At 65.6% G+C, this 23725-nt stretch carries 22 protein-coding genes; 15 read left to right on the top strand and 7 right to left on the bottom strand.

From position 1 onward, the window contains the following. The first annotated feature begins 94 nt into the window (after nt 1-94). Genes DDZ17_RS06875 through DDZ17_RS06910 form a run of 8 tightly spaced genes read left to right on the top strand, consistent with a single transcriptional unit; the run spans nt 95 to nt 7695 of the window. Complete coding sequence (locus DDZ17_RS06875) at nt 95-892, top strand: putative hydro-lyase (protein WP_193940558.1); 798 nt, start codon at nt 95-97, stop codon at nt 890-892. Between the two features lie 26 nt (nt 893-918). Further along, entirely contained in the window at nt 919-1653 is a 735-nt protein-coding gene (locus DDZ17_RS06880; RefSeq protein ID WP_116365238.1) for a 5-oxoprolinase subunit PxpA, read from the top strand. A 3-nt stretch (nt 1654-1656) separates the two neighbouring features. Continuing rightward, entirely contained in the window at nt 1657-2334 is a 678-nt protein-coding gene (gene pxpB / locus DDZ17_RS06885; protein ID WP_116365239.1) for a 5-oxoprolinase subunit PxpB, read from the top strand. Next, nucleotides 2331-3281 carry a 5-oxoprolinase subunit C family protein gene (locus tag DDZ17_RS06890; RefSeq protein WP_116365240.1) on the top strand — a complete coding sequence of 317 codons (951 nt, stop codon included), beginning with the start codon at nt 2331-2333 and terminating at the stop codon, nt 3279-3281. Before pxpB ends, DDZ17_RS06890 begins: the two co-directional genes overlap by 4 nt. Beyond that, nucleotides 3278-4135: a glutamate cyclase domain-containing protein gene (locus DDZ17_RS06895; RefSeq protein WP_116365241.1), complete on the top strand. Its 858-nt coding sequence runs from the start codon at nt 3278-3280 to the stop codon at nt 4133-4135. Before DDZ17_RS06890 ends, DDZ17_RS06895 begins: the two co-directional genes overlap by 4 nt. A 27-nt stretch (nt 4136-4162) precedes the next feature. Then, complete coding sequence (locus DDZ17_RS06900) at nt 4163-5020, top strand: aminotransferase class IV (protein WP_116365242.1); 858 nt, start codon at nt 4163-4165, stop codon at nt 5018-5020. Further along, nucleotides 5020-6108, top strand: a complete 1089-nt coding sequence (gene alr / locus DDZ17_RS06905) for an alanine racemase (RefSeq protein WP_116365243.1) — start codon at nt 5020-5022, stop codon at nt 6106-6108. The genes DDZ17_RS06900 and alr overlap by 1 nt, the downstream gene beginning before the upstream one ends. 51 nt (nt 6109-6159) lie before the next feature. Further along, the gene (locus DDZ17_RS06910; RefSeq protein ID WP_116365244.1) at nt 6160-7695 is read left to right on the top strand and encodes a Ppx/GppA phosphatase family protein; all 1536 of its coding nucleotides are present in this window, start codon (nt 6160-6162) and stop codon (nt 7693-7695) included. On the opposite strand, the gene DDZ17_RS06915 is transcribed toward DDZ17_RS06910, so the two are convergent. After that, nucleotides 7682-8662, bottom strand: a complete 981-nt coding sequence (locus DDZ17_RS06915; protein WP_116365245.1) for an alpha/beta fold hydrolase — start codon at nt 8660-8662, stop codon at nt 7682-7684. The genes DDZ17_RS06910 and DDZ17_RS06915 overlap by 14 nt on opposite strands. A gap of 144 nt (nt 8663-8806) precedes the next feature. On the opposite strand from DDZ17_RS06915, the gene DDZ17_RS06920 reads away from it, so the two are divergent. The 3 genes from DDZ17_RS06920 to nadS all read left to right on the top strand — a co-directional run bounded on the left by DDZ17_RS06920 (nt 8807) and on the right by nadS (nt 10978). Further along, nucleotides 8807-10183: an alkaline phosphatase gene (locus DDZ17_RS06920; protein ID WP_116365246.1), complete on the top strand. Its 1377-nt coding sequence runs from the start codon at nt 8807-8809 to the stop codon at nt 10181-10183. A gap of 178 nt (nt 10184-10361) precedes the next feature. Beyond that, nucleotides 10362-10694, top strand: a complete 333-nt coding sequence (locus tag DDZ17_RS06925) for a type II toxin-antitoxin system RelE/ParE family toxin (protein WP_116365247.1) — start codon at nt 10362-10364, stop codon at nt 10692-10694. Next, a complete protein-coding gene (gene nadS, locus DDZ17_RS06930; protein WP_116365248.1) occupies nt 10694-10978 on the top strand; it encodes a NadS family protein in 285 nt (94 codons plus the stop codon). The genes DDZ17_RS06925 and nadS overlap by 1 nt, the downstream gene beginning before the upstream one ends. A gap of 50 nt (nt 10979-11028) precedes the next feature. On the opposite strand, the gene DDZ17_RS06935 is transcribed toward nadS, so the two are convergent. The 3 genes from DDZ17_RS06935 to DDZ17_RS06945 all read right to left on the bottom strand — a co-directional run bounded on the left by DDZ17_RS06935 (nt 11029) and on the right by DDZ17_RS06945 (nt 14397). Next, nucleotides 11029-11955 (bottom strand): general secretion pathway protein GspB, encoded by a 927-nt coding sequence (locus DDZ17_RS06935; RefSeq protein WP_116365249.1) that lies wholly within the window; start codon nt 11953-11955, stop codon nt 11029-11031. 13 nt (nt 11956-11968) lie between these two features. Beyond that, a complete protein-coding gene (locus DDZ17_RS06940; RefSeq protein ID WP_116365250.1) occupies nt 11969-13711 on the bottom strand; it encodes an AAA family ATPase in 1743 nt (580 codons plus the stop codon). Between the two features lie 131 nt (nt 13712-13842). Next, nucleotides 13843-14397, bottom strand: a complete 555-nt coding sequence (locus DDZ17_RS06945) for a PadR family transcriptional regulator (RefSeq protein WP_116366149.1) — start codon at nt 14395-14397, stop codon at nt 13843-13845. 157 nt (nt 14398-14554) lie between these two features. On the opposite strand from DDZ17_RS06945, the gene DDZ17_RS06950 reads away from it, so the two are divergent. Both DDZ17_RS06950 and DDZ17_RS06955 read left to right on the top strand, forming a co-directional pair. Further along, nucleotides 14555-15520 carry an NAD(P)H-dependent flavin oxidoreductase gene (locus DDZ17_RS06950; RefSeq protein ID WP_116365251.1) on the top strand — a complete coding sequence of 322 codons (966 nt, stop codon included), beginning with the start codon at nt 14555-14557 and terminating at the stop codon, nt 15518-15520. 253 nt (nt 15521-15773) lie between these two features. Then, nucleotides 15774-18143, top strand: coding sequence for a TonB-dependent receptor (locus tag DDZ17_RS06955; protein ID WP_116365252.1), 2370 nt, complete (start codon nt 15774-15776; stop codon nt 18141-18143). A gap of 19 nt (nt 18144-18162) precedes the next feature. On the opposite strand, the gene DDZ17_RS06960 is transcribed toward DDZ17_RS06955, so the two are convergent. Together DDZ17_RS06960 and DDZ17_RS06965 are read right to left on the bottom strand one after the other, a co-directional pair. Beyond that, nucleotides 18163-19620, bottom strand: coding sequence for an aldehyde dehydrogenase family protein (locus tag DDZ17_RS06960; RefSeq protein ID WP_206613472.1), 1458 nt, complete (start codon nt 19618-19620; stop codon nt 18163-18165). After that, nucleotides 19617-21239, bottom strand: a complete 1623-nt coding sequence (locus tag DDZ17_RS06965; protein ID WP_116365253.1) for a thiamine pyrophosphate-binding protein — start codon at nt 21237-21239, stop codon at nt 19617-19619. The genes DDZ17_RS06960 and DDZ17_RS06965 overlap by 4 nt, the downstream gene beginning before the upstream one ends. A gap of 162 nt (nt 21240-21401) precedes the next feature. Between DDZ17_RS06965 and DDZ17_RS06970 the strand changes: the two genes are divergently transcribed. After that, nucleotides 21402-21662 (top strand): DUF4160 domain-containing protein, encoded by a 261-nt coding sequence (locus tag DDZ17_RS06970; protein WP_116365254.1) that lies wholly within the window; start codon nt 21402-21404, stop codon nt 21660-21662. A 5-nt stretch (nt 21663-21667) separates the two neighbouring features. Next, entirely contained in the window at nt 21668-21904 is a 237-nt protein-coding gene (locus DDZ17_RS06975) for a DUF2442 domain-containing protein (RefSeq protein ID WP_116365255.1), read from the top strand. A gap of 48 nt (nt 21905-21952) precedes the next feature. Here the strand turns inward: DDZ17_RS06975 and DDZ17_RS06980 are convergent, their stop codons facing one another. Continuing rightward, nucleotides 21953-23713 carry an LVIVD repeat-containing protein gene (locus DDZ17_RS06980; protein ID WP_116365256.1) on the bottom strand — a complete coding sequence of 587 codons (1761 nt, stop codon included), beginning with the start codon at nt 23711-23713 and terminating at the stop codon, nt 21953-21955. Nucleotides 23714-23725: the final 12 nt, after the last annotated feature.

Below are 23725 nucleotides of genomic sequence, written 5' to 3' on the forward strand. Positions count from 1 at the left end.
CCAATACACACCGCTCACTTTGGCATACTATGCCGGTGAAGCACACCGGCCCCCGACGGCATTCGCCTGACACCGGGGCATCACGAGGTCATCCATGTCGTCTGACACTCTGCAACAACTCTCTCCCGCCGAACTGCGCCAGCGCATTCGCCAGGGGCAACACCGCGGCAATACCTCGGGCTACGCCCAGGGCTTTGTGCAGTGCAATCTCGCCATCCTGCCGGCGGACTGGGCGGCGGATTTTCTGCGCTTCTGCCAGCTCAACCCGCGCCCCTGCCCGCTGGTGGGCATGTCCACCCGCCCCGGCGATGTGGCGCTACCACCTTTGGGGAATATAGACATACGCACCGACGTGCCAAGCTACCGCGTCTTCCGCCACGGGGAATTCGTCGAAGAAGTGCATGACATCAGCGCGCTGTGGCGCGACGATCTTGTGGTTTTTGCACTGGGGTGTTCGTTCTCCTTCGAGGAGGCGTTGCTGGCCGACGGCCTGGACGTGCGCAATGTCAGCATGGGCGTGAATGTACCGATGTACCGCACCAACATTGCCTGCCAGCCGGCGGGTGCCTTTGCCGGCAACATGGTTGTCAGCATGCGCCCCTTCAAGGCGGCCGACGCCATACGCGCGGTGCAGATCTGCACCCGTTTTCCCTCGGTGCACGGCGCGCCGGTACACCTCGGTGACCCGGCGCTGATCGGCATCGGTGACCTGGCGCAGCCGGACTACGGCGACGCGGTCACCGTGGCCGAGGACGAACTGCCGGTGTTCTGGGCCTGTGGCGTCACGCCGCAGGTGGCGCTGGAGGCAGCAAAGCCGCCTTTTGCCATCACCCACAGCCCGGGCTGCATGCTGGTGACCGACCTGCGCAACAGTCGCCTGGCGGTGCTGTAACAGAAATGACAGGGGACTCTGGAACAATGCGCCTGAACTGCGATCTGGGCGAAAGCTACGGCAGCTGGACCATGGGGCTGGACGCCGAGGTCATGCCCCACATTCACCAGGCCAACGTGGCCTGTGGCTTTCATGGCGGCGACCCGGTGACCCTGCGCAACACCCTGCGCCTGGCCGCCCGGCACGGCGTGAGCGTGGGCGCCCATCCCGCCTACCCGGACCTGGTGGGCTTTGGCCGGCGCAGCATGGCCCTGAGCCGCGACGAACTGGTTGCCACCCTGCTCTACCAAGTGGCAGCGCTGGATGGCATGGCCGCCAGCGAGGGCCTGCAGCTGGCCTACGTCAAACCCCACGGTGCCCTGTACAACGACATGATGGCCAATGCCGAGGTGCGCGCCGGCGTGATGGAGGCCCTGGCCGCCTACCACCGCCCCCTGCCGCTGATGCTGCTGGCCACCCCGGCGGCTGGCGATCACCGCGCCGAAGCCAGCGCCACCGGCGTTGCCGGCCTGCTGTTTGAAGCCTTTGCCGACCGCTGTTACGACGACGACGGCGCCCTGCTGTCGCGGCGCAAACCGGGCGCGGTGCACGACCAGCAGCGCACCCTGGCCCAGGTGCGCCAGCTGGTTGACGAAGGCACCGTTACCTCGGTGAGTGGCAAGCGCCTGCGCCTGGATGCGGATACGCTCTGCGTTCACGGCGACAACGCCGAGGGCGTGCGCGCCATCGCGGCCATTCGCGCCATCGTCGACGAGGCCTGATTCATGCGTTTGTCCCAGGCGGGCGAAGCCGCCCTGATGCTCTATCTGGGGGATGAGACCAGCCCGGCCGTATCGGCCCGGGTGCAGGCCGCGGCGCAGGCGGTAGAGGCAGCCCTGGGGGATGACCTAGTGGATCTGGTGCCCTCCTACGCCTCGCTGCTGATCATCTACAACCCCCTGACCACCGACCACTTCAGCGTTGGCCGGCGCGTGCGCAGCGCCGTGGGCGGGCTCGACACCGGCAATGCCGGCGAGGGCCGCGAGGTGCGCCTGCCGGTGTACTACCATCCCGAAGCCGGTGAAGACCTGGAGGCTCTGGCCCAGCGCGCGGGCCTTGGCGTGGACGAGGTGATCGCCATCCACAGCGCCACCGAATACCGCGTCTACGCCATCGGTTTTGCCCCGGGTTTTGCCTACCTTGGCCAGGTGGACGAGCGCATTGCCGCGCCGCGCCTGGCCACCCCGCGCCAGCGGGTGCCACGGGGCGCGGTGGCCATAGCCGACCGCCAGACTGCGGTGTACCCGGCGGTATCCCCGGGCGGCTGGAACCTGATCGGCCGCTGCCCCACCCGCATGTTCGACCCTGCGGCCGAGCCCACCATGCCGGTGGCCGTGGGCGACAGAGTCCGCTTTGAGCCCATCGACCGCAGCCGCTTTCTGGCGCTGGGGGGCGAGCTGTGAGCCTGCAGGTGGTGCAACCCGGGCTGATGAGCCTGCTGCAGGACGGCGGCCGCTACGGCCAGCAGCGTATCGGCCTCACCACCGGTGGCCCCCTGGACCCGGAGGCCTTTGCCCTGTGCAACCGCCTGCTGGGCAACGATGCCACCGCCACCGCGGTGGAAGTCAGTTTCGGCGGCCTGGTGCTGACGGCTACCGTGGATACGCGCATTTGCGTTACCGGCGCCGCGCTGCCCCTGCGCATCAATGGCAAAGAACAGGCGCGCTGGTGCGTGCACCGGGTGGGCGCCGGCGATGAGATTGCGGTGGACTTTTTGACTGCCGGCACCGCCGCCGGTTGCCGCGCCTACCTGGGCGTGGCCGGTGGCTTTAGCGTGGCGCCGCAGTTTGGCAGCAGCAGCACCGTGGTGCGCGAGCACATTGGCGGCCTCAAGGGCGAAAAATTACAGCCCGGCGATACGCTGCCCTGCGCAGCCAGCAGCGGCGGCCCCCTGCGCCGGCTGCCCGAAGCACTGCGCCCGGTGTATGGCAACAGCGTCGTGCTGCGGGTGATTCCCGGCTACCAGCAGGCGCACTTTTCACCCCTGCAGCAACGCCGCTTCTACAGCAGTGAATACACCGTGAGCGAGCGCTGCGACCGCATGGGCTATCGCCTGGAGGGCACCGCCATCGCCTGTGATATCGAGGGCATACTGTCCGAGGGCATCTGCTTTGGCGCCATCCAGATTCCCGCCGATGGCCAGCCAATCGTACTGTTAAACGACCGCCAGACCATTGGCGGCTACCCCAAGATCGGCGCCGCCCTGTCACTGGACGTGGCGCGCCTGGTGCAACTCACCCCCGGCGCCACGGTGCGCTTTGAAGCAGTGAGCCGCGATGCCGCCCACAATGCCCTGCACCTGGCCGCGCACCGCTTGCGTACCCTGCCACTGGCGGAGTTTTCCTTATGAATGAACAGGACCTGTCGGTCGCCATCGAGAATGCGCTGGTGGCGCGCAACCTGCGCCAGATGCGCGTGGCCCAGGCCGCTTTGCAGCCCGGCTACTACCTGCGCGCGGCGCGGCTGCTGCAACAGGCCGGCACCGCCCGGGCCGGGGCCCGGGTGCTGATTGGCACCGGCTTCCCGGTGGTGGATACCTTCGAGACCGACGGCCCGGTGGGCGCCATCGCCCTCTATGAAGCGCTGGCGGCGCTGGGCTACCAGCCGACCCTGGCCTGCGCGGCGCCACTGGCGGCGGCCCTGGCGCCGGACTTTGCCGTGCTGGAGCTGACCGGCAGTGATCTTGAGGGCGCCCGCCACCAGGCCCGCGACGCCCTCACCGCCCTGCAACCGGCGGCGGTGGTCTCCATCGAGCGCCCGGGGCTCGCCGCCGATGGCCGCTACTACAACATGCGCGGCGAGGATATCAGCGCCCGCTGCGGCATCTTCGACCCCTTTATGGAACTGGCCGACTGCCCCACCATTGCCATTGGCGATGGCGGCAACGAGATCGGCATGGGCAATATCGCCAGCGCCATCAGCGCGCTGGATATTCGCGTGTCCGTCACCACCTGCGACGAACTGCTGGTGGCGGATGTCTCCAACTGGGGGGCCTACGGCCTGATCGCCTTCCTCGGTATGTGGCGGGGGCGCGACCTGCTGGGCGCCGTCTCCCCCATTGCCATCCTCGACTATCTTTCCCAGCGGGGCAGCGTGGACGGCGTCACCCGGGAAAACACCCCCACCGAGGACGGCCTGGACGCCGCCGAAGGGCTGGCGGTACTGGCACAGCTGCGCGCCCTGACCGGCTTCGCGGATCGCTGACGACAACACAGAGCAAAGGGACAGCCCATGAGCATCGTATACCTGAACGGCGAATACCTGCCGATGACCGAGGCCCGCATTTCTCCCATGGATCGCGGCTTCCTGTTTGGCGACGGCATTTATGAAGTCATTCCCTCCTACAACGGCAAGCTGGTGGGTTTTGGCCCCCACATGGACCGCATGCAGGACGGCCTTAACGCGCTGGAAATTGCGCTGCAACTGGACCAGACCGAATGGCGCCAGATTGCCCAGACCCTGATTGAGCGCAATGGCGGCGGCAATCTTGGCATCTACTTCCACGTCAGTCGCGGCGCCGACGTGATTCGCAACCACGCCTACCCCAGCGCCATCGAAGCCACCCGCTACGCCTTTGCCTTCGAGATTCCGCCGGCGCCGCTGGCCGACAAGGCGGCGGCCACCTGCTACAAGGTGTCCACCACCGAAGACCTGCGCTGGAAGCGCTGCAATATCAAGTCCACCGCCCTGCTCGGCAACGTCATGCACTACCAGCACGGCTACGCCCAGGGCAACAGCGAGACCATCCTCTACAACACCCGCGAAGAACTGACCGAGGCCGCCGCCTGCAACGTTTACGTGGTAAAGAACGGCGTGGTGGCCACGCCTGAGCTGGACTACCAGAAGCTGCCCGGCATCACCCGCCTGATCCTGCTGGACATCCTGCGCAAGGACGGCAGCATTCGGGTTGAGGAACGGGTGGTGAGCCTGCAGGAGCTGCGCGACGCCGACGAGGTGTGGCTGTCCTCCTCCAGCAAGGAGCTGGCGCCGGTGGTGCAGGTGGACGGCGTTGCGGTGGGCGACGGCAAGCCGGGGGATGTGTGGCTGGCCGCCCAGACTCTGTTCAGCCAGCACCGCTACGACTACTGATGAGCCGCCCGAGTCAGGCCCGCCTGGATCTTGCGGCCCTGCGCCACAACGTGGCGCTGGCCAGCGAGCTGGCGCCCAACGCCAGGGTAATGGCGGTGGTCAAGGCCAATGCCTACGGCCACGGCGCGGTGACCATGGCGCGCGAACTGGAACCGCGCGTGGACGCCATGGCCGTGGCCTGCCTGGAAGAGGCGCTGGAGCTGCGCGAATCCGGCATCCGTGCCCCCATCCTGTTGCTGGAGGGCGTGTTCGAGCCGGCGGAACTGGCGGTGGCCGCCCGCGAGCAAATCTGGGTCACCGTGGACAACGCCACCCAACTGGCATGGCTGGAGCAGGCCCGGCTGGATAAACCCCTGCAATGCTGGCTGAAGGTAGACACCGGCATGCATCGCCTTGGCACCGAGCCGGGCCAGGCCCAGCGCTATTTCGAACGCATCACCAGCTGCCCCAACAGCCTCGGCAAGCCGGTGGTGTCCACCCACTTCGCCAGCGCCGACGATACCGGCAGCGAAACCACCCGCCGCCAGCTCGCCCTGTTCGAACAGGCCACCGCGGCCCTGGGCGTCCTGCGCAGCGCGGCCAACTCGCCGGGCCTGCTGGCCTGGCCGGCCTCCCACTACGATTGGGTGCGCCCGGGCTACATGCTGTGGGGCAACTCGCCCTTTGGTACCGCCCTGCAGGCCAACGCCGCCCGCCTGCGCCCGGTGATGACCCTCTGCTCCGCGGTGATTTCCGTGCGCGATGTGGCCAGCGGCGAAGCCGTGGGCTACGGCGAAAGCTGGCGCGCCGAGCGCCCCTCGCGCATTGCCACCGTCACCATCGGCTACGGCGACGGCTACCCGCGCACCGCCCGCAACGGCACCCCGGTGCTGGTCAACGGCCAGCGGGCGCCGCTGGCCGGGCGGGTGTCGATGGACATGATCACAGTGGATGTCACCGACCTGGTCCCGGTGCAGGTGGGCGACCCGGTGGTGCTGTGGGGCGAGGGCCTGCCGGTGGCGGAGGTGGCCGAGCCGGCGGGCACCATCGGCTACGAACTGCTGACCCGCATGCCGCCGCGCTGCCCGCGCATTGTGGTGAACGCCTGAGTAGCGCATCTGCTACCATGGACACACCCTCAACTCAGGAACGCGCTGCCCTTGGTTTCCGACAGCGAACAGCACCCCGCCGCCACCGATAGCACCCAGCCCCTGCGCGATGGCAGCCTGTTGGCCGCCATCGACCTGGGCAGCAACTCCTTCCACCTCATCATCACCCGGGTTGAACACGGCGAAATCCGCCCGGTGGAGGCGCTGGCGGAAAAAGTCCAGCTGGGCGCCGGCCTGGTGGATCACCAGCTCAGCCAGGAGGCCATCGACCGCGGCCTGGAATGCCTGGCCCGCTTCGGCCAGCTGCTTGGCAGCGTGGAGCCCGAGCGCATCCGCATTGTGGCCACCCACACCCTGCGGGTGGCCCACAACCGGCGCGATTTCACCCGCCCGGCCCGCGACCTGCTGGGCACTCCGGTGGATGTTATCTACGGCCGCGAAGAAGCGCGTCTGGTCTACCTCGGCGTGGCCCACACCCTGGCCGACGACGCCCAATCGCGGCTGGTGATTGATATCGGCGGCGGCAGCACCGAGCTGATCGTGGGCGAGCGCTTTGAGCCGCGGGAGTTGGAAAGCCTGCAGATGGGCTGCGTGTCCTACAGCCGCGAATTTTTCGATGGCGAGACCATCAGCGTGGATCGCTACCGCGCCGCCTGCAACCGGGCCCGGCTGGAGCTGTCCCACATCCGCCAGCGCTATCACAGCGGCCACTGGGTGGACTGCGTTGGCTCCTCCGGCACCCTGCAGGCCATCGAGGGCATTCTGCAGGCCCACGGCTGGAGCAGCGGCGGTATCGACAGCGCGGGGCTGGCCAAACTGGAACAGCGGCTGCTGCGCTTCAAGCGCTTCAGCGCCATCAAGCTGGACGGACTGTCGCCCCAGCGCCGCAATGTCATTCTGGCCGGTGTGGCCATCACCCGCGCCCTGTTTGATGTGCTGGGCATCCAGCACATGCGCACCTCCAAGGGGGCGCTGCGCGAGGGCGTGATCTACGACCTGCTGGGGCGCCTGTCCCACGAAGACGTGCGCGAGCGCAGCATCAATGCCCTGATGCAGCGCTACAACGTGGACACCGCGGCGGCCGCGGTGGTGGAGCAGCGGGCGCGTGTGCTGTTCGATGCAACACGCAAAACCTGGGAACTGAAAAAAGCCGACTGGGATCTGCTGTACCGCGCCGGCTGCACGCTGGATGTGGGCATGGCCATCTCCCACAAGCACTACAACCGCCACTCGGCCTACCTGCTGCAGAACACCGACCTGGCGGGCTTCTCGCAGGAAGAACAGGAACAGCTCGCCCTGCTGGTGCGCTGCCACCGGGGCAAACTCGATGCGGCCCTGTGGGCGGATCTGGCCGAACCGGAGGTAACGCGGCTGGTGCGCCTGATCACCCTGCTGCGCCTGGCCTACCTGTTCAAGCACGTGGAACAGCTGGAGCAGCTGCCGGCCTTCAAGCTGCGCGCCGGCAAGCGCTCGCTGAAACTCTCCTGCCCCGAGGGCTGGCTGGAACAGCACCCCCTCACCGCCTGGGAGCTGCAACAGGAGTGCGCGGTGCTGGGCAAGCTGGGGCTGAAGCTCAGCGTGCAGTAGCGCGGCTGATATCGCCCAGGTAGTCAATCAGCAGGCGATTTACCGCCTCGGATGCTTCCAGCTGCACCATATGCCCGGCGCCCGGGATCATATCGACCCGGCGCAAATCCGGGAAAATCGCCCGCATCTGGCCGATGGGGTCCTCGCCGTGAAAACCCTCCAGGTCCACGTCGTGGCTTGAGCCAATAAAATACGCCGGCACCGCACTCTGCACGCCCTCGTAGGGGCGGCGCTGCTGCCACTTGATGTCAAAGGCGCGGTACCAGTTGAGGCCGCCGGTGAAGCCAGTACGGCTGTACTCCGACACAAAAAACTCCAGCTCCAGCTCGCTCAGCCAGGGCCAGGGCAGCGGCGGCGGCTCCTCCATCGCATCGATGTAAGACGTGCCCGGCGGGTGCTTGAACATCTCGAAGAAGTCACAGGCGCCGCTCAGGGTGTGGTAAACCTTATGCAGAAAGCGCCGCGGCTGGGCGGCCAGTTCCTCGTCCGCCCGGGGCGGCTCACGAAAGTACTCAATGTGCAGGAAGTGCTGCTCGGCCATGCGCCGGTACTCGGCAAAGGGCGGTTCGTCCGGGTTGTGCGGCGCGGCCGGGTTTTCAAGCCCGATCACCGCCCGCACCCGCTGCGGGTGGCGCAGGGCCAGGTCGTAAATGGCAAAGGCGCCAAAGTCCAGGCCGGCAAACACCGCGCTTGGCAGCGCCAGGTGATCCAGCAGCCCCACCAGGTCGCCGGTGATGTGGTCGATGTCGTAGGCACCCACCTCGGCGGGCGCTTCCGTCTGCCCCATACCGCGCATGTCCGGGGCGATCACCCGGTAACCCGCCGCGGCCAGCGCGCTGATCTGCCGGTGCCAGCTGAACCACAAGTGGGGGAAACCGTGGCACAGCACCACCGGCAGCCCCTCGCCCTGTTCCACATAGTGCATGTGGATGCCGTTGATGGTGGCGTGGTGGTGTGTCCACTGCATGAGCTGACTCCGCTGCGTTGTTATTCTGGCAGGCCATGCTGCCACAGCCATCAAAAACTGTCAGTGCAGCCTTTCAGCCCGTTGCGGCTTGGCGCATCCGATGGTGCATGCTTCAATACGCCCTTTTTGCCACGGAGCTTCGCCATGCGCCGCCTTGCCACCGCATTCTCTTTTGCCACCGCCCTATCCCTCACCAGCGCCGCCAGCAATGCGGCCAACGTCATCCTGATTGTGGGCGATGGCATGGACGACCAGCAGGTCACCATCGCGCGCGACTATCTGAAGGGCGCCAACGGGCAGCTGCTGATGGATACCCTGCCGGTGCGCGGCGCGGTACAGATTCTCACCGTGGAAGACAGCCTTGAGGGCAAACCGGTGTACGTGGCCGACTCCGCCAACACCGCCACCAGCCTGGCCACCGGCGTAGTCACCAGCCGCGGGCGCATTGCCACCAGTGCCGGCGACGACCGCGACCTGCCCACCATCGCCGAGCTCGCCAAGGCGGCGGGCCTGCGCACCGGCGTGGTCAGCACCGCCAGCGTCACCGACGCCACCCCGGCGTCATTTGCCGCCCATGTCAGCTACCGCATGTGCGAAAGCCCGGAGCTGATGGCCGACATCACCTACGCCGGCGTCCATCTGGGCGACTGCAAGCAGGATATGAAAGCCAACGGCGGGCCCGGCTCCATCAGCGAGCAGCTGGCCGCATCCGGCCTGGACGTGCTGCTGGGCGGCGGCGCCAAGCACTTCCAGAGCGCCGTGGAAGGCGGCACCGAAAGCGTGCTGCGCAGCGCCCAGCTGAACGGCTTTAACGTGTTGCGCAAGCGCGACGAACTGCTGGCCGCACAGCCCGGCGAGCGCCTGCTGGGCCTGTTCTCTCCCGGCACCATGCCCGTGCGCCTGCGCGGTGAAGACGGTCGCCTGGCCGAAGCCCCCCGCCCCAGCCTGCTCAACCGGATACACGAATACCTGGGCAGTGTGGAACTGCCAGAGCCCATGCACTGCGAGCCCAACCCCGACGCCGCCGGCATGCCCAGCCTGCAGGAGATGACTGACGTGGCCCTGCAGCAACTGTCACACAACAACGAACGCGGCTTCTTCCTGATGGTGGAATCCGCCTCCATCGACAAGCAATCCCACGAGCGCAAACCCTGCGGCTCCATCGGCGAACTCGAGCAGCTCAACGAAGCGCTGGCTAGCGCCCTGGCCTTTGCCGAACAGCACCCGGACACCCTGGTGCTGGTGACTGCCGACCACAGCCAGGCCGCCCAGTTGATTCCCCAGCGCAGCATGTTCGAGGCCTACACCATCCCCGTTTACACCCCCGGCAAACTGGCGCGCATCATCACCCCCGAGGGCAGCATCATGGGTGTGAACTACGCCACCAACGACTTCGGCTACGAAGAACACACCGGCGCCAACGTGCCCCTGTACGCCAACGCAGCCGCCGAGGGCCGCGTCAACACCTTCCAGCGCCAGCCGGAGCTATTCGGGATTATGCGGGACTTTTTGGGGTTGTAAGAACCGCCGGGAGCGCTCGCCGCTTATTGCGCCCAACACGCCCCGCCCCTTCCTGCCCTGAGTACCAGCGCTCGCTAACCCACGCAGGTTGACTCACCCAAGAGCTCACCTGCCAGAGCTTGCCATCGCCACCGACAGGTGTACCATGTACACCTGTCGGCCAAGGAGGGTACGATGGATGCACCAAGCCATTGCGTTTGTAGAAACCACAGTTTTCACCAAACAAATCTCGGCTCTGGCTAGCGATGAAGACCTTTGGAGACTGCAACTGGAGTTGATTGCCCAGCCCACCAAGGGCGACCTCATCCGCAATACAGGAGGTCTTCGCAAGATTCGTATGGCCACTTCAGGCTTGGGTAAAAGCAGCAGCCTTCGGGTCATTTATTTTCTGGCTCACGCCGAGAAAATTTATTTGCTGCTCGCCTACCCAAAGAGCACCAAGGATGATTTGACCGCAGCCGAAAAGAGCGTGCTCAAGCAACTGGTGAACCGATTAAAAGGAGAGAAGTGATGAGCGTGTTTAACGAACTGAAAACCTCTCTTGAAGAGGCCGCCGATATTGAAGCCGGAAGCCGCAAAGCGTCCCGTGTGACGCGCTATACCGTGGTGGACGTGAAGGCGGTCAGGGAACAGCTATCCATCACCCAGGTTGAGTTGGCGGCCGCATTGTCGACCAGCGTAGATACCATCAAGAGCTGGGAAACCAAGCGGCGCAACCCGACGGGACTGGCTGCCAAGGTACTCACCCTGATTCGCGATAACCCGGCCCTGTACCAGGAAATCTCAGCCCGCTAGCGCGTAGGCGCTGTAGCACTATACAAGCCGCACAAACCGCATTGCGGGCACTACAAATTCACCCAGCTATTCAAGGCCTTCAAGCGGAATTCCTGCCCGTCATAACTCAGCACCACGGAGTCGGACAGCACTTCCACCACTTTCACTCCCTTGCCGAGGGACTGGCCATTGCCAGCGGTGGTGCTGTTAATGGTGACGGTGGAGCCGCCCTCTCCACGATAGTCGTGGTGGCTGTAGAACAGGGTGGGAATGGCATCCTTGCGCTGCTGCGACAGAGTGCTGAGGAAGGGCGCGCTGTGTTCTTCCAGCTCGGCGTTGCGCAGTTCGGCCTGGGCCTTTGCCACCAGGGCTTCCACATCCAGCGGTTGTTCCTCGGCTGTGTCGCTCTCGGTGCTGATCGTTTCAGCGCCTTGGCGGGCAGGCTGGCGGGCAGGCTGAGAGTCGGGCTTGCGGGTTGGGGCTTCGTCGGCGGCGGCCGCCTGGGGCTGCTGGTACAGGGCACTCACCTCGGGCGAGGCGGGCGCGGGCCTTGCCGGCAGCTGGCGCACGGTGGGCTCTGCGGCTGGCTCGGCCACCGTCTCGGCACGCATCTTGTCACCCGCCCCCTCCCCGGCTTGTTCGCCCACAGATTTTTCGCCTGTGGTGCGCGCTGTTTTATTCGCGCTATCAACCGGCTTTAGAGCCTGGCCGGCATGGGCCCCGGATTCGCCAGTCACCGGTGCCGGTACACCCGGCAATGCCGCCGCACCGGGGGCCGGCTCGGCGGGCGATGCCGGTTGTGGTGCCGCGTCCGGGCGAAACAGCAGCCAGGCACTGGTCGCCAGTGCCACCACCAGCGCCAGCCCCAGGGCGCCCACTTTCCAGGCCGAAGGGGCAACGGTGGCCTCGGCATAGTGCGCGGTGGCAATACCCGGCACTTCGCCGGGGTTGGCCCGCTCGCGCTGGGAGCGATTGATGGCATCCAGAATCAGCGACACCCGCGGTACCTCGTCATAACAGCTTCTCCGACTGCGCCCGGCTGGGGTCGATGCCCAGCAACTCGTTCAGTTTCAGCAGGGTGCGCACGCCCACCACGCCGTCGTTGTCCAGTTGATTGGCCTGCTGGAACAGCTCCACCCGGCTCTTGAGGGCGCGGTTGAACTGGTTTTGCGCCAGTGCCTGGGGCTGGCCATCGAGCCTGGCGAACATCTTCGCCACCGCCGCCACCGCCGGGCCACTGTCACCCAGGGCCAGCGGCCCCCGGTAGCCATCGGGCACCTGCCACAGCAGGTAGTATTCCCCCTGCCAAAGGCCCGCCAGCTCCCGCAGGGCCACGCTCTGGACGCCGCCGCCCACCGTGGCCAGGCGCGCCTGTTGGCCACTGAGCCCCAGCAACACCGCCGCCGCGCGAAACCGCTCGGGCGTCACCAGCTCCAGCACCAGGGGCCGGTCGTAGGCCAACAGGGCATCCCAGGTTTGCACCTGGTCCCGGTAGCAGCCCAGGCCATTCACCGGCTCTGCAGGGCAGACCGCCAGCGGTGGCGTGGCAGCAGATTGCAGGCGCCACAGCAACAGCCCGGCCTCGGCAGGGGTCATTTCCCATGCCGGGTGGCTTGTCACTGGCTGGGGTTCGGATGAAGCTTCGGCGGCAGCGGTCTGTGCTGAGGTTTGAACAGCGCCCTGAAAAGACTGCTGCGCAGGATTTGGTGTCGGGCTTGGTGCCGGACTCTGCATGTGCGCCGGTGCAGGCGTGTCTGCCGGCCCGCGCGCTTTATTCACTGCCGCTGCCACAGGCTCTGCTGCCTGCGCTGCGCCAGATTCAGGCGCGCGCCCGGGCTGCTGCGACAGCTGCCACCACCCGCCGGCACCGATCGCCGCCAGAATCACCACGCCCCCGGCCAGCGCCCAGCCAAGCCGCGAACGCGGGCGCTGGACTGCGCCCTCGCCCATCACCTCCCGCGCGGCGGTGGCCACCATGACACGATCCACCCGGCCTTTGTTCTGGCCATAGGCGCCGAGCAGGGCCCGGTCGCAGAGCACATTGATGAGGCGGGGAATGCCCCGGGTCAGGCGGTGAATGTCGCGCACGGCCGCGGCGGGGAACAGCTCCCGGTCGGCGGTGAGCCCGGCCACCTGCAGCCGATGACGAATGTAGGCGCGGGTTTCCTCCGGGTTGAGGGGTTCCAGATTGTAGCGGGCGGTAATGCGCTGGTTGAGCTGGCGCAGCTCCGGGCGCTGCAACAGGCTGGCCAGCTCGGGCTGGCCGATCAGCACGATCTGCAGGAGTTTTTCGTGATTGGTCTCAAGGTTGGTGAGCAGGCGAATCTGCTCCAGCACGTCAAAGTTGAGGTGCTGGGCCTCGTCGATCAGCAGCACGGTTTTGCGGCCCCGGGCATGGTTGGCCAGCAGAAAGGCGTGCAGTTTGTCGGTGAGGGTCTTCAGGCTGGTGGCTTCGCCGGCGTAATCAATGCCCAGCTCGTCGCACACGCTGGCCAGCAGCTCCAGCGCATCCAGCGCCGGGTTGAGGATGATGGCGATATCGGTATCGTCGGGCAGTTGCTCCAGCAGGCAGCGGTTGATGGTGGTTTTGCCCGTGCCCACCTCGCCGGTGAGCAGAATAAAGCCGCCGCCGGCACCCACCCCGTACAGCAGGTGCGCCAGCGCGTCCCGGTGGCGGGGGCTCATAAAGAGATAGCGCGGATTCACCGCAATGGAAAACGGCGCTTCTTTCAACCCGAAGTACTGGTGATACATAGCAGCCCGTGCAAGCCCGATGTTTGTCCGGCAATCGTCCGGCGGTCGTCCGGTTAGCAGCCCGGCGATGATCCGGTGCCAACGCGGGGTCCGTAAAAGCCCAGCATTATGCCCAAGGGCCGCCGCCCCGGCTATGCTGTCGCGACGCTTTCCACCCCGGCGAGCAACTCCAGCGCCTCGTCGCACCAGGCCAGGAACTGCTCACCCTGGCGAATGCCGGCGATCAGGGCCAGGTACACGCCCTTGCGGCGCAGGGGCAGGGCTTGCGGTTGATCGTAATGGCGGCGGCGGATTTTCTCGTAGAGGTAGAGGCGGCCCATCATCTCCTCGCGCCGCAGTGCGATCTCGGCGGACAGGCGGCTCACGTTGTCCGGGCTCAGGTTGTAGAGCTTCACCCAAAGGTCGTCCTTGGCCTCCTGCACCCGGCTCTCGCCCCACACCCAGTCGGCCAACGCCTCGCGCCCGGCACCGGTAAGGCGGTGCACGGCCTTGTCGGGCTTGCCCTGCTGGGCCACCACTTCCTTCTCCAGCCAGCCCTTGGCCACCAGCTTGCGCAGCTCCTGGTAGATTTGCTGGTGGCTGGCGTGCCAGAACAGGCCGAGGGACACATCAAAGGCCTTGGCCAGCTCGTAGCCGGACATTTCGTCCTCGATCAGGGCAGTCATGATGGCGTGGGACAGGGCCATATAGCGCATCCTCGGCAGTGCGGTGATTGGCTGGGAGGATAACGCGGACGCACGCCATATACAAAAAGTTGCATATCAAAATAATATGAAATAAATTGCATAACCACTGATCAACCCCATTTCACCCCCACTCCACACAGAAAGAGGAAGTGCTCACATGGCCTTGCCCGAATCCCTCTCCAGCCGCCTGCGCCTGCCGGCTGTCGCCTCGCCCATGTTTATCGTCTCCAACCCGGACCTGGTCATCGCCCAGTGCAAGGCCGGCATCGTCGGCTCCTTCCCCGCGCTGAACGCCCGCCCCGCCGCAGAACTGGACGTGTGGCTCAAGCGCATTACCGAAGAGCTGGACGCCTACAACCAGGCCAACCCCGACGCCCCAGCCGCGCCCTTCGCGGTCAACCAGATTGTGCACGGCTCCAACGATCGCCTGCAGCACGACATGGAGATGTGTGTGAAGTACAAGGTGCCGATTGTGATCACCTCACTGGGCGCCAAGGAATTCGTGAACGAGGCCGTGCACTCCTACGGCGGCATCACCCTGCACGACGTGATCAACAACCGCTTCGCGAAAAAGGCTATTGAGAAAGGGGCCGACGGACTGATTGCCGTAGCGGCGGGCGCTGGCGGCCACGCCGGCGGTATTTCCCCCTTTGCCCTGATCCAGGAAATCCGCGAGTGGTTTGACGGCCCGCTGCTGCTGTCGGGCTCCATCGCCACCGGCGACGCCATCCTCGCCGCCCAGGCCATGGGCGCCGACCTGGGCTACATCGGCTCTGCCTTCATCGCCACCGAAGAAGCCAATGCCGAGCAAGCCTACAAACAGGCCATCGTCGACAACGGCGCCTCCGACATCGTCTACACCAACCTGTTCACCGGTGTGCACGGCAACTACCTGCGTCCCTCCATCGAGGCCGCCGGCCTGGACCCGGACAACCTGCCCGCCTCAGACCCCAGCGCCATGAGCTTTGGCTCCGGCGGCGACTCCGCCTCCAAGGCCTGGAAGGACATCTGGGGCTGCGGCCAGGGCATCGGCGCAGTGAAAGACGTGGTGCCCGCAGCCGAGCTGGTGGCGCGCCTGCAGCGCGAATACCAGGCGGCGCGGGCGCGTTTGCTGGCGGCGTGATGCGCTCCGGTGGCACCCACTCGCGCGTGGGTGCCATCGATTTCACCTCAATTCCCAGCGCTGCACCAACCCGGCGCTAACCCATCCGACACAGGCCAACAGGGCCCGCATTATCGGCAGACTATCTGCCACCTTTACCAGCGCCGGACTGACTATCGATACCCGCGCGCGCAAACCCGCGTTGACGCGACGACCCCGTACGCCTAGTTTTACAGGGAGGTGCCATAACACACAGATAACAGAGGTGCTCACCATGACCGGGATTTCCCTACACCCGCAACAGGCGCTCGCCGCCCTGACCCTGGCTGCGGCACTGCCCGTCGCCCTGGCGCCAGCACAGGCGCAGACCCAGACCGATCGGCCCACTGCCCTTGAAGAGGTGGTTGTGACTGCCCAGCGGCGCGAGCAGGATCTGCAGCGCACCTCCGTGTCGGTTACTGCCCTGAGTGGTGAGTTGCTGGCGGATGCGGATCTGCCGGAACTCTCCAGCCTGGAGAATCTGGTGCCCAACCTGAACTTTCGCATCGGCAGCGACGGTGGCAACAGCACGCTGCAGGCCTTCATTCGCGGTGTGGGCCAGTTCGATTTCGCCATTACCACCGACCCGGGCGTGGGCATGTACATCGACAACGTCTACCAGTCGCGCACCATTGGCGCCAACCTGGAGTTTGCCGACATTGAACAGGTTCAGGTGCTGCGCGGCCCCCAGGGCACGCTCTACGGCAAGAACACCATTGGCGGCGCCATTAACGTGGTGACCAAGAAGCCGGGCGACGAGGTGGAGTTCCAGCTGGAAGGCGTCACCGGTTCCTACCAGCACCGGGAACTGAACGGCTACCTTTCTATTCCATTGATCAGCGACACACTGGCGGCCAGTGCGGCGTTTTTGGTGCGCGAGTCCGACGGCTGGCAGGAGCGCCGCGGGCAGGATGCCGGCAACGACGACATGGCCGGCGGCCGGGTTCATCTGCTGTGGACACCGGGGGAGCGCTTCGACAGCCACCTGGTGCTGGACGCCGCACACCAGCGCCAGAACGTGTATCCCCGGGTGCTGGCCACTTTCAACAACGCGGAATTCTTTCCCTTTCTGTACAACACCTTTGTCAGCCCCGGCGACCCCTGCTGTACACCCAATACCGATATCGACAAAAGCAATGTACTGAACGAACTGGAGCGGGACGACCTGGATTCACGCGGTGCCAGCTGGACCAATACCTGGCGCTGGGACGATCTGCAACTCCAGTCCATAACCGGCTATCGTAAACTCGAGTCGGAGATTTATCGCGACAGTGACAACAACCCGCAGGATTACTTTTCCGTGGGCAGCAAGATTGACGGCGACCAGTTCAGCCAGGAGTTTATTGCTTCCGGGCTGGCCCTGAACGACAAGCTGGACTGGGTTGCCGGCCTCTACTACCTGGATGAAGACGCCGAGCACGACAGCGACATTACAGTGGCCTCGGGGCTGTTCGAGGCGCTGTCCAGCCAGCCGCTGGATGTGACCCTGCCAGATGGCACGCCAGTGGCCTTTCTGGCGGTGCCGCTGGACCTCACCCTGCACTACGCGCGCCAGCAACAGACCACCAGCTACGCAGCCTATGTACACGGTATCTACAGCCTCAGCGACCACCTGCGGCTGACCCTCGCCGCGCGCTACACCGACGAGGAAAAAGAACTGGATATGTTCTCGGTGCGCCGCGCCAGCCAGACGGCCTTCATCACCCCCGGGGCCACCGACCCTGGCGCCTGCGGCGATGTGGTGGCCAGCGGCAACGGCAGTCGCTACCAGTGCAAGGAGCGCTGGAATGAGATCTCCCCGAAAATTGGCCTGGAGTGGGACATCAGCGATGACATCATGACCTACGTAAGTGCCTCCCAGGGTTTTCGCAGTGGTGCATTCAACGGCCGCCCCACCGCACTGGCCGAAATTTCCGTGGCCGACCCGGAGATCCTCACAGCCTATGAATGGGGACTGAAATCCGCATGGCTGGACCGGCGCCTGATTGTGAACGGCGCCCTGTTCTACAACGACTATCAGGACCAGCAATTTCTGGTCAACCGCTCGTCGGCCTCTCTCGGGGGCGGCCTGGCGCTGATCGTCGACAATGCCGGTGACTCCAGCATCACGGGCGCTGAATTGGAAATCTCCGCCCTGCCCATGGAGGGACTGACCCTCACCGGCAGCCTTGGCTGGATTGACGCCGAGTTCGACACCTTCGAGAGCATCAACCCGGCCACCGGGCAAGTGGAGGATCTCAGCAACCGCCCCTTCCAGGACACCCCGGAATGGACCGGCAGCCTGATGGCCCAGTACGAGTGGGTGTTCAGCCAAGGCGGCAGCCTGAAGTTACTGGCGGATGTGTATTACAAGGACGATGTCTACTACACCAACGACCGGGCCGCCCGCGACTTTGACGTGCTGCACCCGGACGGCTTTACCACCTGGAACGCCGGTGTGATCTACACCACCCCACAGTCCCACTGGCAGGTGGCCCTGCACGGGCGCAACCTCGGGGACGAGCGGGCGATCAATGGCGGCTTTACCATTGATGCCTTTGGCGCAACCGATGTGAGCTACACCGCCCCGCGCCGCTACTTCCTATCACTGCGCTACCAGTTGTAGGCCGCCTGTCGGGAACCGCTCAGGCCGACAGGTTGAAACACACCGTCTTGGTTTGCACCATCTGGGCGATGGCGTGGCGCACGCCTTCGCGGCCCATTGAGCCCCGCTTGCTGCCACCAAAGGGCATGGCGTCCAGGCGATAGTCGGTGGAGTCGTTCACCAGCACGCCAGCGCACTCCAACTCGCGGATGGCGCGCATGGCCTCCTGCAGGCTGTCGGTGAAAATGGCGCCGTGAATCATGTAGTCGGGGCGGTTGGCCGCGGCGATGGCTTCATCCAGTGCGTCGTAGCTGTGCAGGCTGACCACCGGCCCGAAAACCTCGGTGTCGCACACGCTCACCTGGCGCTGCCCCACGTCCAGCACGGTGGGCAGATAGGCCACGGCTCCCACGGCCTCGCCGCCGCACAACAGATTGGCGCCCTGGGACAGGGCCTGCTGCACCCACCGGTCCACCCGCTGCACATCGGCCGGGGAGATCAGCGGGCCGACATCGCAGTGCTCGCTGCCGGGGTCTCCCACCTGCAGGGCGCGGGCCTGGCAGGCAAAGCGTTCGGCAAACTCCCGGTAGATGCGCTGCTGCACGAAGATGCGCTGCACGCCCACGCAGTTCTGCCCGGAGGCCCAGTAGGCACCACTCACGCAGGACGGGACTGCGCGATCCAGGTCGGCCCGGTCGCTGACAATCACTGGCGAGTTGGCGCCCAGCTCCATGAGCAGGCGCTTCATGCCCGCCTGCCGGGCGATGGCCTGCCCCGCCGCTTCGCCGCCGGTGAAGGACACCAGCGCCACCTCCGGCGCGCCCACCAGCGCCGCGCCAAAGTCGCTGCCGTAGCCGGTGAGCACGTTCACCACCCCCGGCGGCAGGCCTGCCTCCAGCAGCACCCGCACCAGCATCAGGGCGCTGAGGGGCGCCTGTTCGGCGGGTTTGAGAATGGTGGCGTTGCCGGCGGCGATGGCCGGCCCCAGTTTGTGGGCCACCAGGTTGAGGGGGTCATTGAACGGCGTGATGGCCACCACAATCCCGAGGGGCTCGTACTGGTAGTAGCCACTGCGCCCCGCTCCGCCCTCCACACTGTCAAAGTTCAGGGTTTCGCCAACAATGCGCGTGGCCTCCTCGGCGGACAGCCGCAGGGTATGGATGCAGCGCGCCACCTCTTTTTGCGCGGCGCTGATCGGCTTGCCGCTTTCGCTAGTAATGCAGCGGGCAAATTCCGCGGCCCTGGCCTGCACCAGTTCCGCCGCCCGCCGCAACAGGACGGCGCGCTCACCGCTGCCAAGGGCGCGGCTGCGCCGGGCGCCGCTACGGGCATATTCCAGGGCCCGGGCCACCTCGGCCGGGCCGGCGCAGGCCACCTCCTGCAGCACGTCCCGGGTCCAGGGGTTATACACCGGCATGCAGCGCTCGCCGGCCTGCCACTGACCGCCCAGCAACAAGGTGCGCCCCACCGGCAGGTAATGCTCCGCCGCTGCGATCACAGTTTGTTTTTCCTCAGCACAAGGCCGTCGTATTCGCGGCTGTCGATAATGGCCTCCACAATCACCGGCCCGTCCATGCCCACGGCTTGCTGCAGGGCATTGCGGTAGCTTTCAGGATCCTCCGCCTTCAGCACCGGCACACCGAACAGGTTGTCGCCGCCGATGGTGCCGGCTTCGCGAATGGGGGTGCCGTAGATCGGGTTGTCTTTCTTCTCCTGTTTGATGCGGATCAGGGCCAGGTCGTTGTCGGTAAACACCACGAATACGATCTTCAGGTTCAGCCGTACCGCCACCGCCAGCTCGCCACAGGTCATCAGGAAGCCGCCGTCGCCAATCACCGAGCACACCGGCAGCTCGGGCCGGCACAGCTTGGCGGCAATCGCCGCCGGAATAGCAAAACCCATGGCCGACCAGCCGTTGGTCATCAGCTGTTTGCCGGGGGCAGGCGTCGGCCACTTCTGGCCAATCAGGTGAATGTGGGCACCCACGTCGCAGGTCATGATGCCCTCCTGGGGCCATACCTCGCGCAGCACATCCAGCGCGGCACAGGGGCCGAAGGTGGTGGAATCTGGCGACATGCGCGCAAACATGGCGCTGCGCCGCGCGCGCATGGCGTCCAGGTCCCAGTTGCCGGGGCTGGCGCCTGCGCCCGTGAGGGCCTGCAGCGAATGGGCGATGTCGCCGACCACATCGGTCACCTCGGGATACTGGGCACGGTCGATATCCACGGCCACGGTGTCCAGGTTGAGCAGCGCCGCCGCCGGCATCCACTGCTCGTAGTTGAATTCCACCGGGTCGTAGCCAACGCCGATCACCAGATCGGCCTGGCTGTAGGTTTCGGCCACCACATCCGACAGCGCGTGGAACAGCACGCCGGCGTAGAGGGGGTGATCTTCGGCCACCATGCCCTTGGCCATCGGGTTCAGCACAATGGGTGCCTGCAGGGCTTCTGCCAGGGCAATGGCCTGCGCGGCCACCCCGGCGCGCACGGCCCCAAGGCCAAGCACCAGCAGGGGTTTGCTGGCCGCGGCCAGGCGTTCAGCCGCCTCGGCCAGTGCCTCCGCAGCCGCCTGTGCCGGCGCCGGGATTGTGTCAGGCTCTGCCGAGGGGCCGGCGGCCTGCGCGCTCAGGCCCACCGGCAGGCCGATATGCACCGGCCCCGGGCGCTCGCTCATGGCAAGCCGGCCGGCATCCATCACAATCTTGCGGGCGTTGTCCGCACTCAGCCGGGTCGTGGCCTTGGTAACCGGCGCCATCAGCGCCTGGTGATCAATCCCCATCTGGGTCACCCGGTGGCGCATTGGCTCTGGCATCTCGTCGGTCAGGGCGATCATCGGCGAGCGATCCAGCAGGGCGCTGCCAATCCCGGTGGACAGGTTGGTGGCGCCGGGGCCGAAGGTGCCAAAGCACACGCCGGGTGCCCCGCTCAGGCGGCCGCACACATCCGCCATGAACGCTGCACCGCCCTCGTGGGTGGCAAGCACGAACTCAATGCCGTCCGTCTGCCGCAGGGCTTCCATGTAATCCACCCAGCCACCGCTGGGCACGCCAAATACATGCTTGACGCCCAGATCACGCAGGGCTTCCACTACTTCAAATGCGACGGTTTTTGCAGTCATGACGACCTCTTGTTGCCGGGAATGTGGGAGCAGTCTAGCGAAGGGGGGGTATATGGGATAAATACAATTTGTGGCGGGAGCTATAACAAAAAGCGCGTTTGTGATGAACGCCAGCGCGCCGCAACCGGCTAACCTCGGCGCTGCGCAAAAGCGGAGCCCGACATGCCCACCATCAGCGAATTCTTCGGCATTTACATCAGGATGTACTACGACGATCACAGTCCGCCGCACTTTCACGCCTATTACAACGAGCACCAGGCGTTGATCTGCATTGAAACACTGGCGATCATAGACGGCGAACTCCCCAGGCGCGTGCGCTCCCTGGTACTGGAGTGGGCCGTTGAGCACCGACAGGAGCTGCGCGAGGACTGGCAGTTGGCTCAACGGCACCAGCCACTGAATTCAATTGACCCATTGGAGTAACACCCATGCGCCGAGTCACGCAGGTTGAAACCAAAGCCGGCTACATCCTGCTACTAACCTTCGACGACGGCACGACGGGCGATGTGTGTATTGCCGACCGTCTGTTTGGGCCAATGTTCGCCCCGCTGAAAGACCCGGCCCTGTTCGCCCAGGCCAGAGTCGATGAGTTCGGCGCAGTGTGCTGGCCGAACAAGGCCGACCTGGCGCCCGATGCGCTGTACCGGCAAATCACCGCCCACTGACGAAAAAAGCCGCCCGAGGGCGGCCAAACTGCACAGCAGGTAAGGGGCTCAGCGCGGCGGCCAGGGTGTGTCCGGCACGCCGCTCTGGGGTTCGCCCAGCAGCGGCGTGCTCAGGGCGTAGATGGCGTAGTTGGTAAACAGCCACAACACGTTGCGGTCGTACTCCACATAGATACCGTAGCTGAGGTTGCCGGTGACATAGTCCGGCGCCTCTTCCGGGGTGGGAAAACGCGGCACGTAGTAGCCGGCAATGGTCGCGTTGGTGGGGTCGCTCACGTCGAATATCTGCACCCCGGCGTTATAGAAGGCGTAGGGTACTATGCCCTGCTTCCAGCGGCCGGGCTGGGTGGTGTGATAACCCGGGCGCTTGGGGCCAAAGCTCCCCTTGCGCTGGCAGTAGTCGGTAAAGGACGCCTCTGCCGGCGGTGTGGGCCGCGGCAGTTTGGCGGCCACCTTCGGCGCGCTGACATCACTGGCGTCAACCACGAAGATGTCCTTGTAGGGTTCGTAGCATTCGTCGTTCATGGGGTAGCCGTTGGTGAGCACGTAGCCGGTGCGCTCGTACTGGCTGACATCCACATTGTCGAACTCGGTGCCGGCAAACTTGGGTGGCACGTTGAGGCTGCCCACTTCCTTCATGTTGGCCGGGTCGCTGACATCGAGGATGCGCAGGCCAAGTCCGGCCATGCCGCCGAAGGCGATCTTGCCCCCCTCCTCCACCGGCTTTGGCAAAAAGGGCGGCATGCGCGAGCCCATCCAGGATGTGCGATTGCCCGCCCGCGGGTTCATCAGGTAGGCGTCTTCGTGAGCGGCCTCGCCGGCAATCTGGCCGAGGGCGGCAAACTGGTCGAGGAATTTGGGATTGGCCGGGTCGGTCATATCCCAGGCCTGGTAACCCGGCGAGTAGAGGTAGTCCGGGTATTCGCTGAGGGCGAAGGTCTCATCCGGCGCCGCCGACAGGAACATGTATTTGCCGCCAAACCAGGCCGGCACATCCAGCGCGCCGGAGCCGCGCTGCTCGCCGATCGGGGCATCCGGGTGCTGGTAGTCTGTGTTGACCGTGGCCAGCAGCTCCCATTCGTCAGGCAGCGGGCCGTTCATGGCATATACCTTAAAGCCCTTGTGGGCCGGCCAGTGGCGCACGTAATCCACCCGCTCGGGCTCTTTCATTTTGTCGGTCATAACGCCGATGCGACCCACTTCGTAGGACTGCACCATCACGTACTTGCCCAGTTTGTCGTGCCACTGGATGGAAGCGGCGCCAAAGCGCTCGCCTTCGGGGAAGGGGTTTACTTCCTCGCTCGGGCCCTTGCCGCTCCACTTGCTGCCCTTGCTGTGCACCAGTTTGGCACGGGCTGGGTCGGTAATATCGAAAATGCGCAGGTTGCGACTGCCGTAAACATACAGGTAGCGCGTATCGCCAAAGTCGACAATGTTCTGCCAGGAGTGAAAGGGCGAGGCGATGTCGGTGTACACCGCCAGCACCTCCACGTTCTTGGCGTAGCTGTTCTGGTCCCAGTGATCCAGCTGCCCCTCGAAGTTGGGGAACTCGGTTACCAGCGGCGTGGCCCTGGGGTGGTGAAAAACCCCGATTTTTGGGTCCATGCCGTAGTCCACCCCCGGCACCGGGGCCGGGGGTTTCTGGTCGTAGACCAGATCGTGCAGGATCTGGATCTGCGGGTCGCGGATGTCGATGGGCGCATCGGCGGGCAGCGAGCCGCCCCCGGCGGCGGCCACGCCACCCGACACCAGGCTGGTGAGGGCAGCGGCCAGAGCCCGCCGGCGCAGGGCGGTAAACGGCGTGTACATCATTGTGCTCCT

Source organism: Parahaliea mediterranea (assembly GCF_003402235.1).
Taxonomy (GTDB): domain Bacteria; phylum Pseudomonadota; class Gammaproteobacteria; order Pseudomonadales; family Halieaceae; genus Parahaliea; species Parahaliea mediterranea.

What these genes read in the sequence shown, in the direction of transcription:
- pxpB (WP_116365239.1), top strand. Translation starts at nt 1,657, where the DNA reads ATGCGTTTGTCCCAGGCGGGCGAAGCCGCCCTGATGCTCTATCTGGGG.
- DDZ17_RS06975 (WP_116365255.1), top strand. Translation starts at nt 21,668, where the DNA reads ATGCGCCGAGTCACGCAGGTTGAAACCAAAGCCGGCTACATCCTGCTA.
- DDZ17_RS06920 (WP_116365246.1), top strand. Translation starts at nt 8,807, where the DNA reads ATGCGCCGCCTTGCCACCGCATTCTCTTTTGCCACCGCCCTATCCCTC.
- DDZ17_RS06945 (WP_116366149.1), bottom strand. Translation starts at nt 14,397, where the DNA reads ATGGCCCTGTCCCACGCCATCATGACTGCCCTGATCGAGGACGAAATG.
- DDZ17_RS06980 (WP_116365256.1), bottom strand. Translation starts at nt 23,713, where the DNA reads ATGTACACGCCGTTTACCGCCCTGCGCCGGCGGGCTCTGGCCGCTGCC.
- DDZ17_RS06900 (WP_116365242.1), top strand. Translation starts at nt 4,163, where the DNA reads ATGAGCATCGTATACCTGAACGGCGAATACCTGCCGATGACCGAGGCC.
- DDZ17_RS06915 (WP_116365245.1), bottom strand. Translation starts at nt 8,662, where the DNA reads ATGCAGTGGACACACCACCACGCCACCATCAACGGCATCCACATGCAC.
- DDZ17_RS06880 (WP_116365238.1), top strand. Translation starts at nt 919, where the DNA reads ATGCGCCTGAACTGCGATCTGGGCGAAAGCTACGGCAGCTGGACCATG.
- DDZ17_RS06965 (WP_116365253.1), bottom strand. Translation starts at nt 21,239, where the DNA reads ATGACTGCAAAAACCGTCGCATTTGAAGTAGTGGAAGCCCTGCGTGAT.
- alr (WP_116365243.1), top strand. Translation starts at nt 5,020, where the DNA reads ATGAGCCGCCCGAGTCAGGCCCGCCTGGATCTTGCGGCCCTGCGCCAC.
- DDZ17_RS06895 (WP_116365241.1), top strand. Translation starts at nt 3,278, where the DNA reads ATGAATGAACAGGACCTGTCGGTCGCCATCGAGAATGCGCTGGTGGCG.
- DDZ17_RS06955 (WP_116365252.1), top strand. Translation starts at nt 15,774, where the DNA reads ATGACCGGGATTTCCCTACACCCGCAACAGGCGCTCGCCGCCCTGACC.
- nadS (WP_116365248.1), top strand. Translation starts at nt 10,694, where the DNA reads ATGAGCGTGTTTAACGAACTGAAAACCTCTCTTGAAGAGGCCGCCGAT.
- DDZ17_RS06970 (WP_116365254.1), top strand. Translation starts at nt 21,402, where the DNA reads ATGCCCACCATCAGCGAATTCTTCGGCATTTACATCAGGATGTACTAC.
- DDZ17_RS06940 (WP_116365250.1), bottom strand. Translation starts at nt 13,711, where the DNA reads ATGTATCACCAGTACTTCGGGTTGAAAGAAGCGCCGTTTTCCATTGCG.
- DDZ17_RS06950 (WP_116365251.1), top strand. Translation starts at nt 14,555, where the DNA reads ATGGCCTTGCCCGAATCCCTCTCCAGCCGCCTGCGCCTGCCGGCTGTC.
- DDZ17_RS06875 (WP_193940558.1), top strand. Translation starts at nt 95, where the DNA reads ATGTCGTCTGACACTCTGCAACAACTCTCTCCCGCCGAACTGCGCCAG.
- DDZ17_RS06925 (WP_116365247.1), top strand. Translation starts at nt 10,362, where the DNA reads ATGCACCAAGCCATTGCGTTTGTAGAAACCACAGTTTTCACCAAACAA.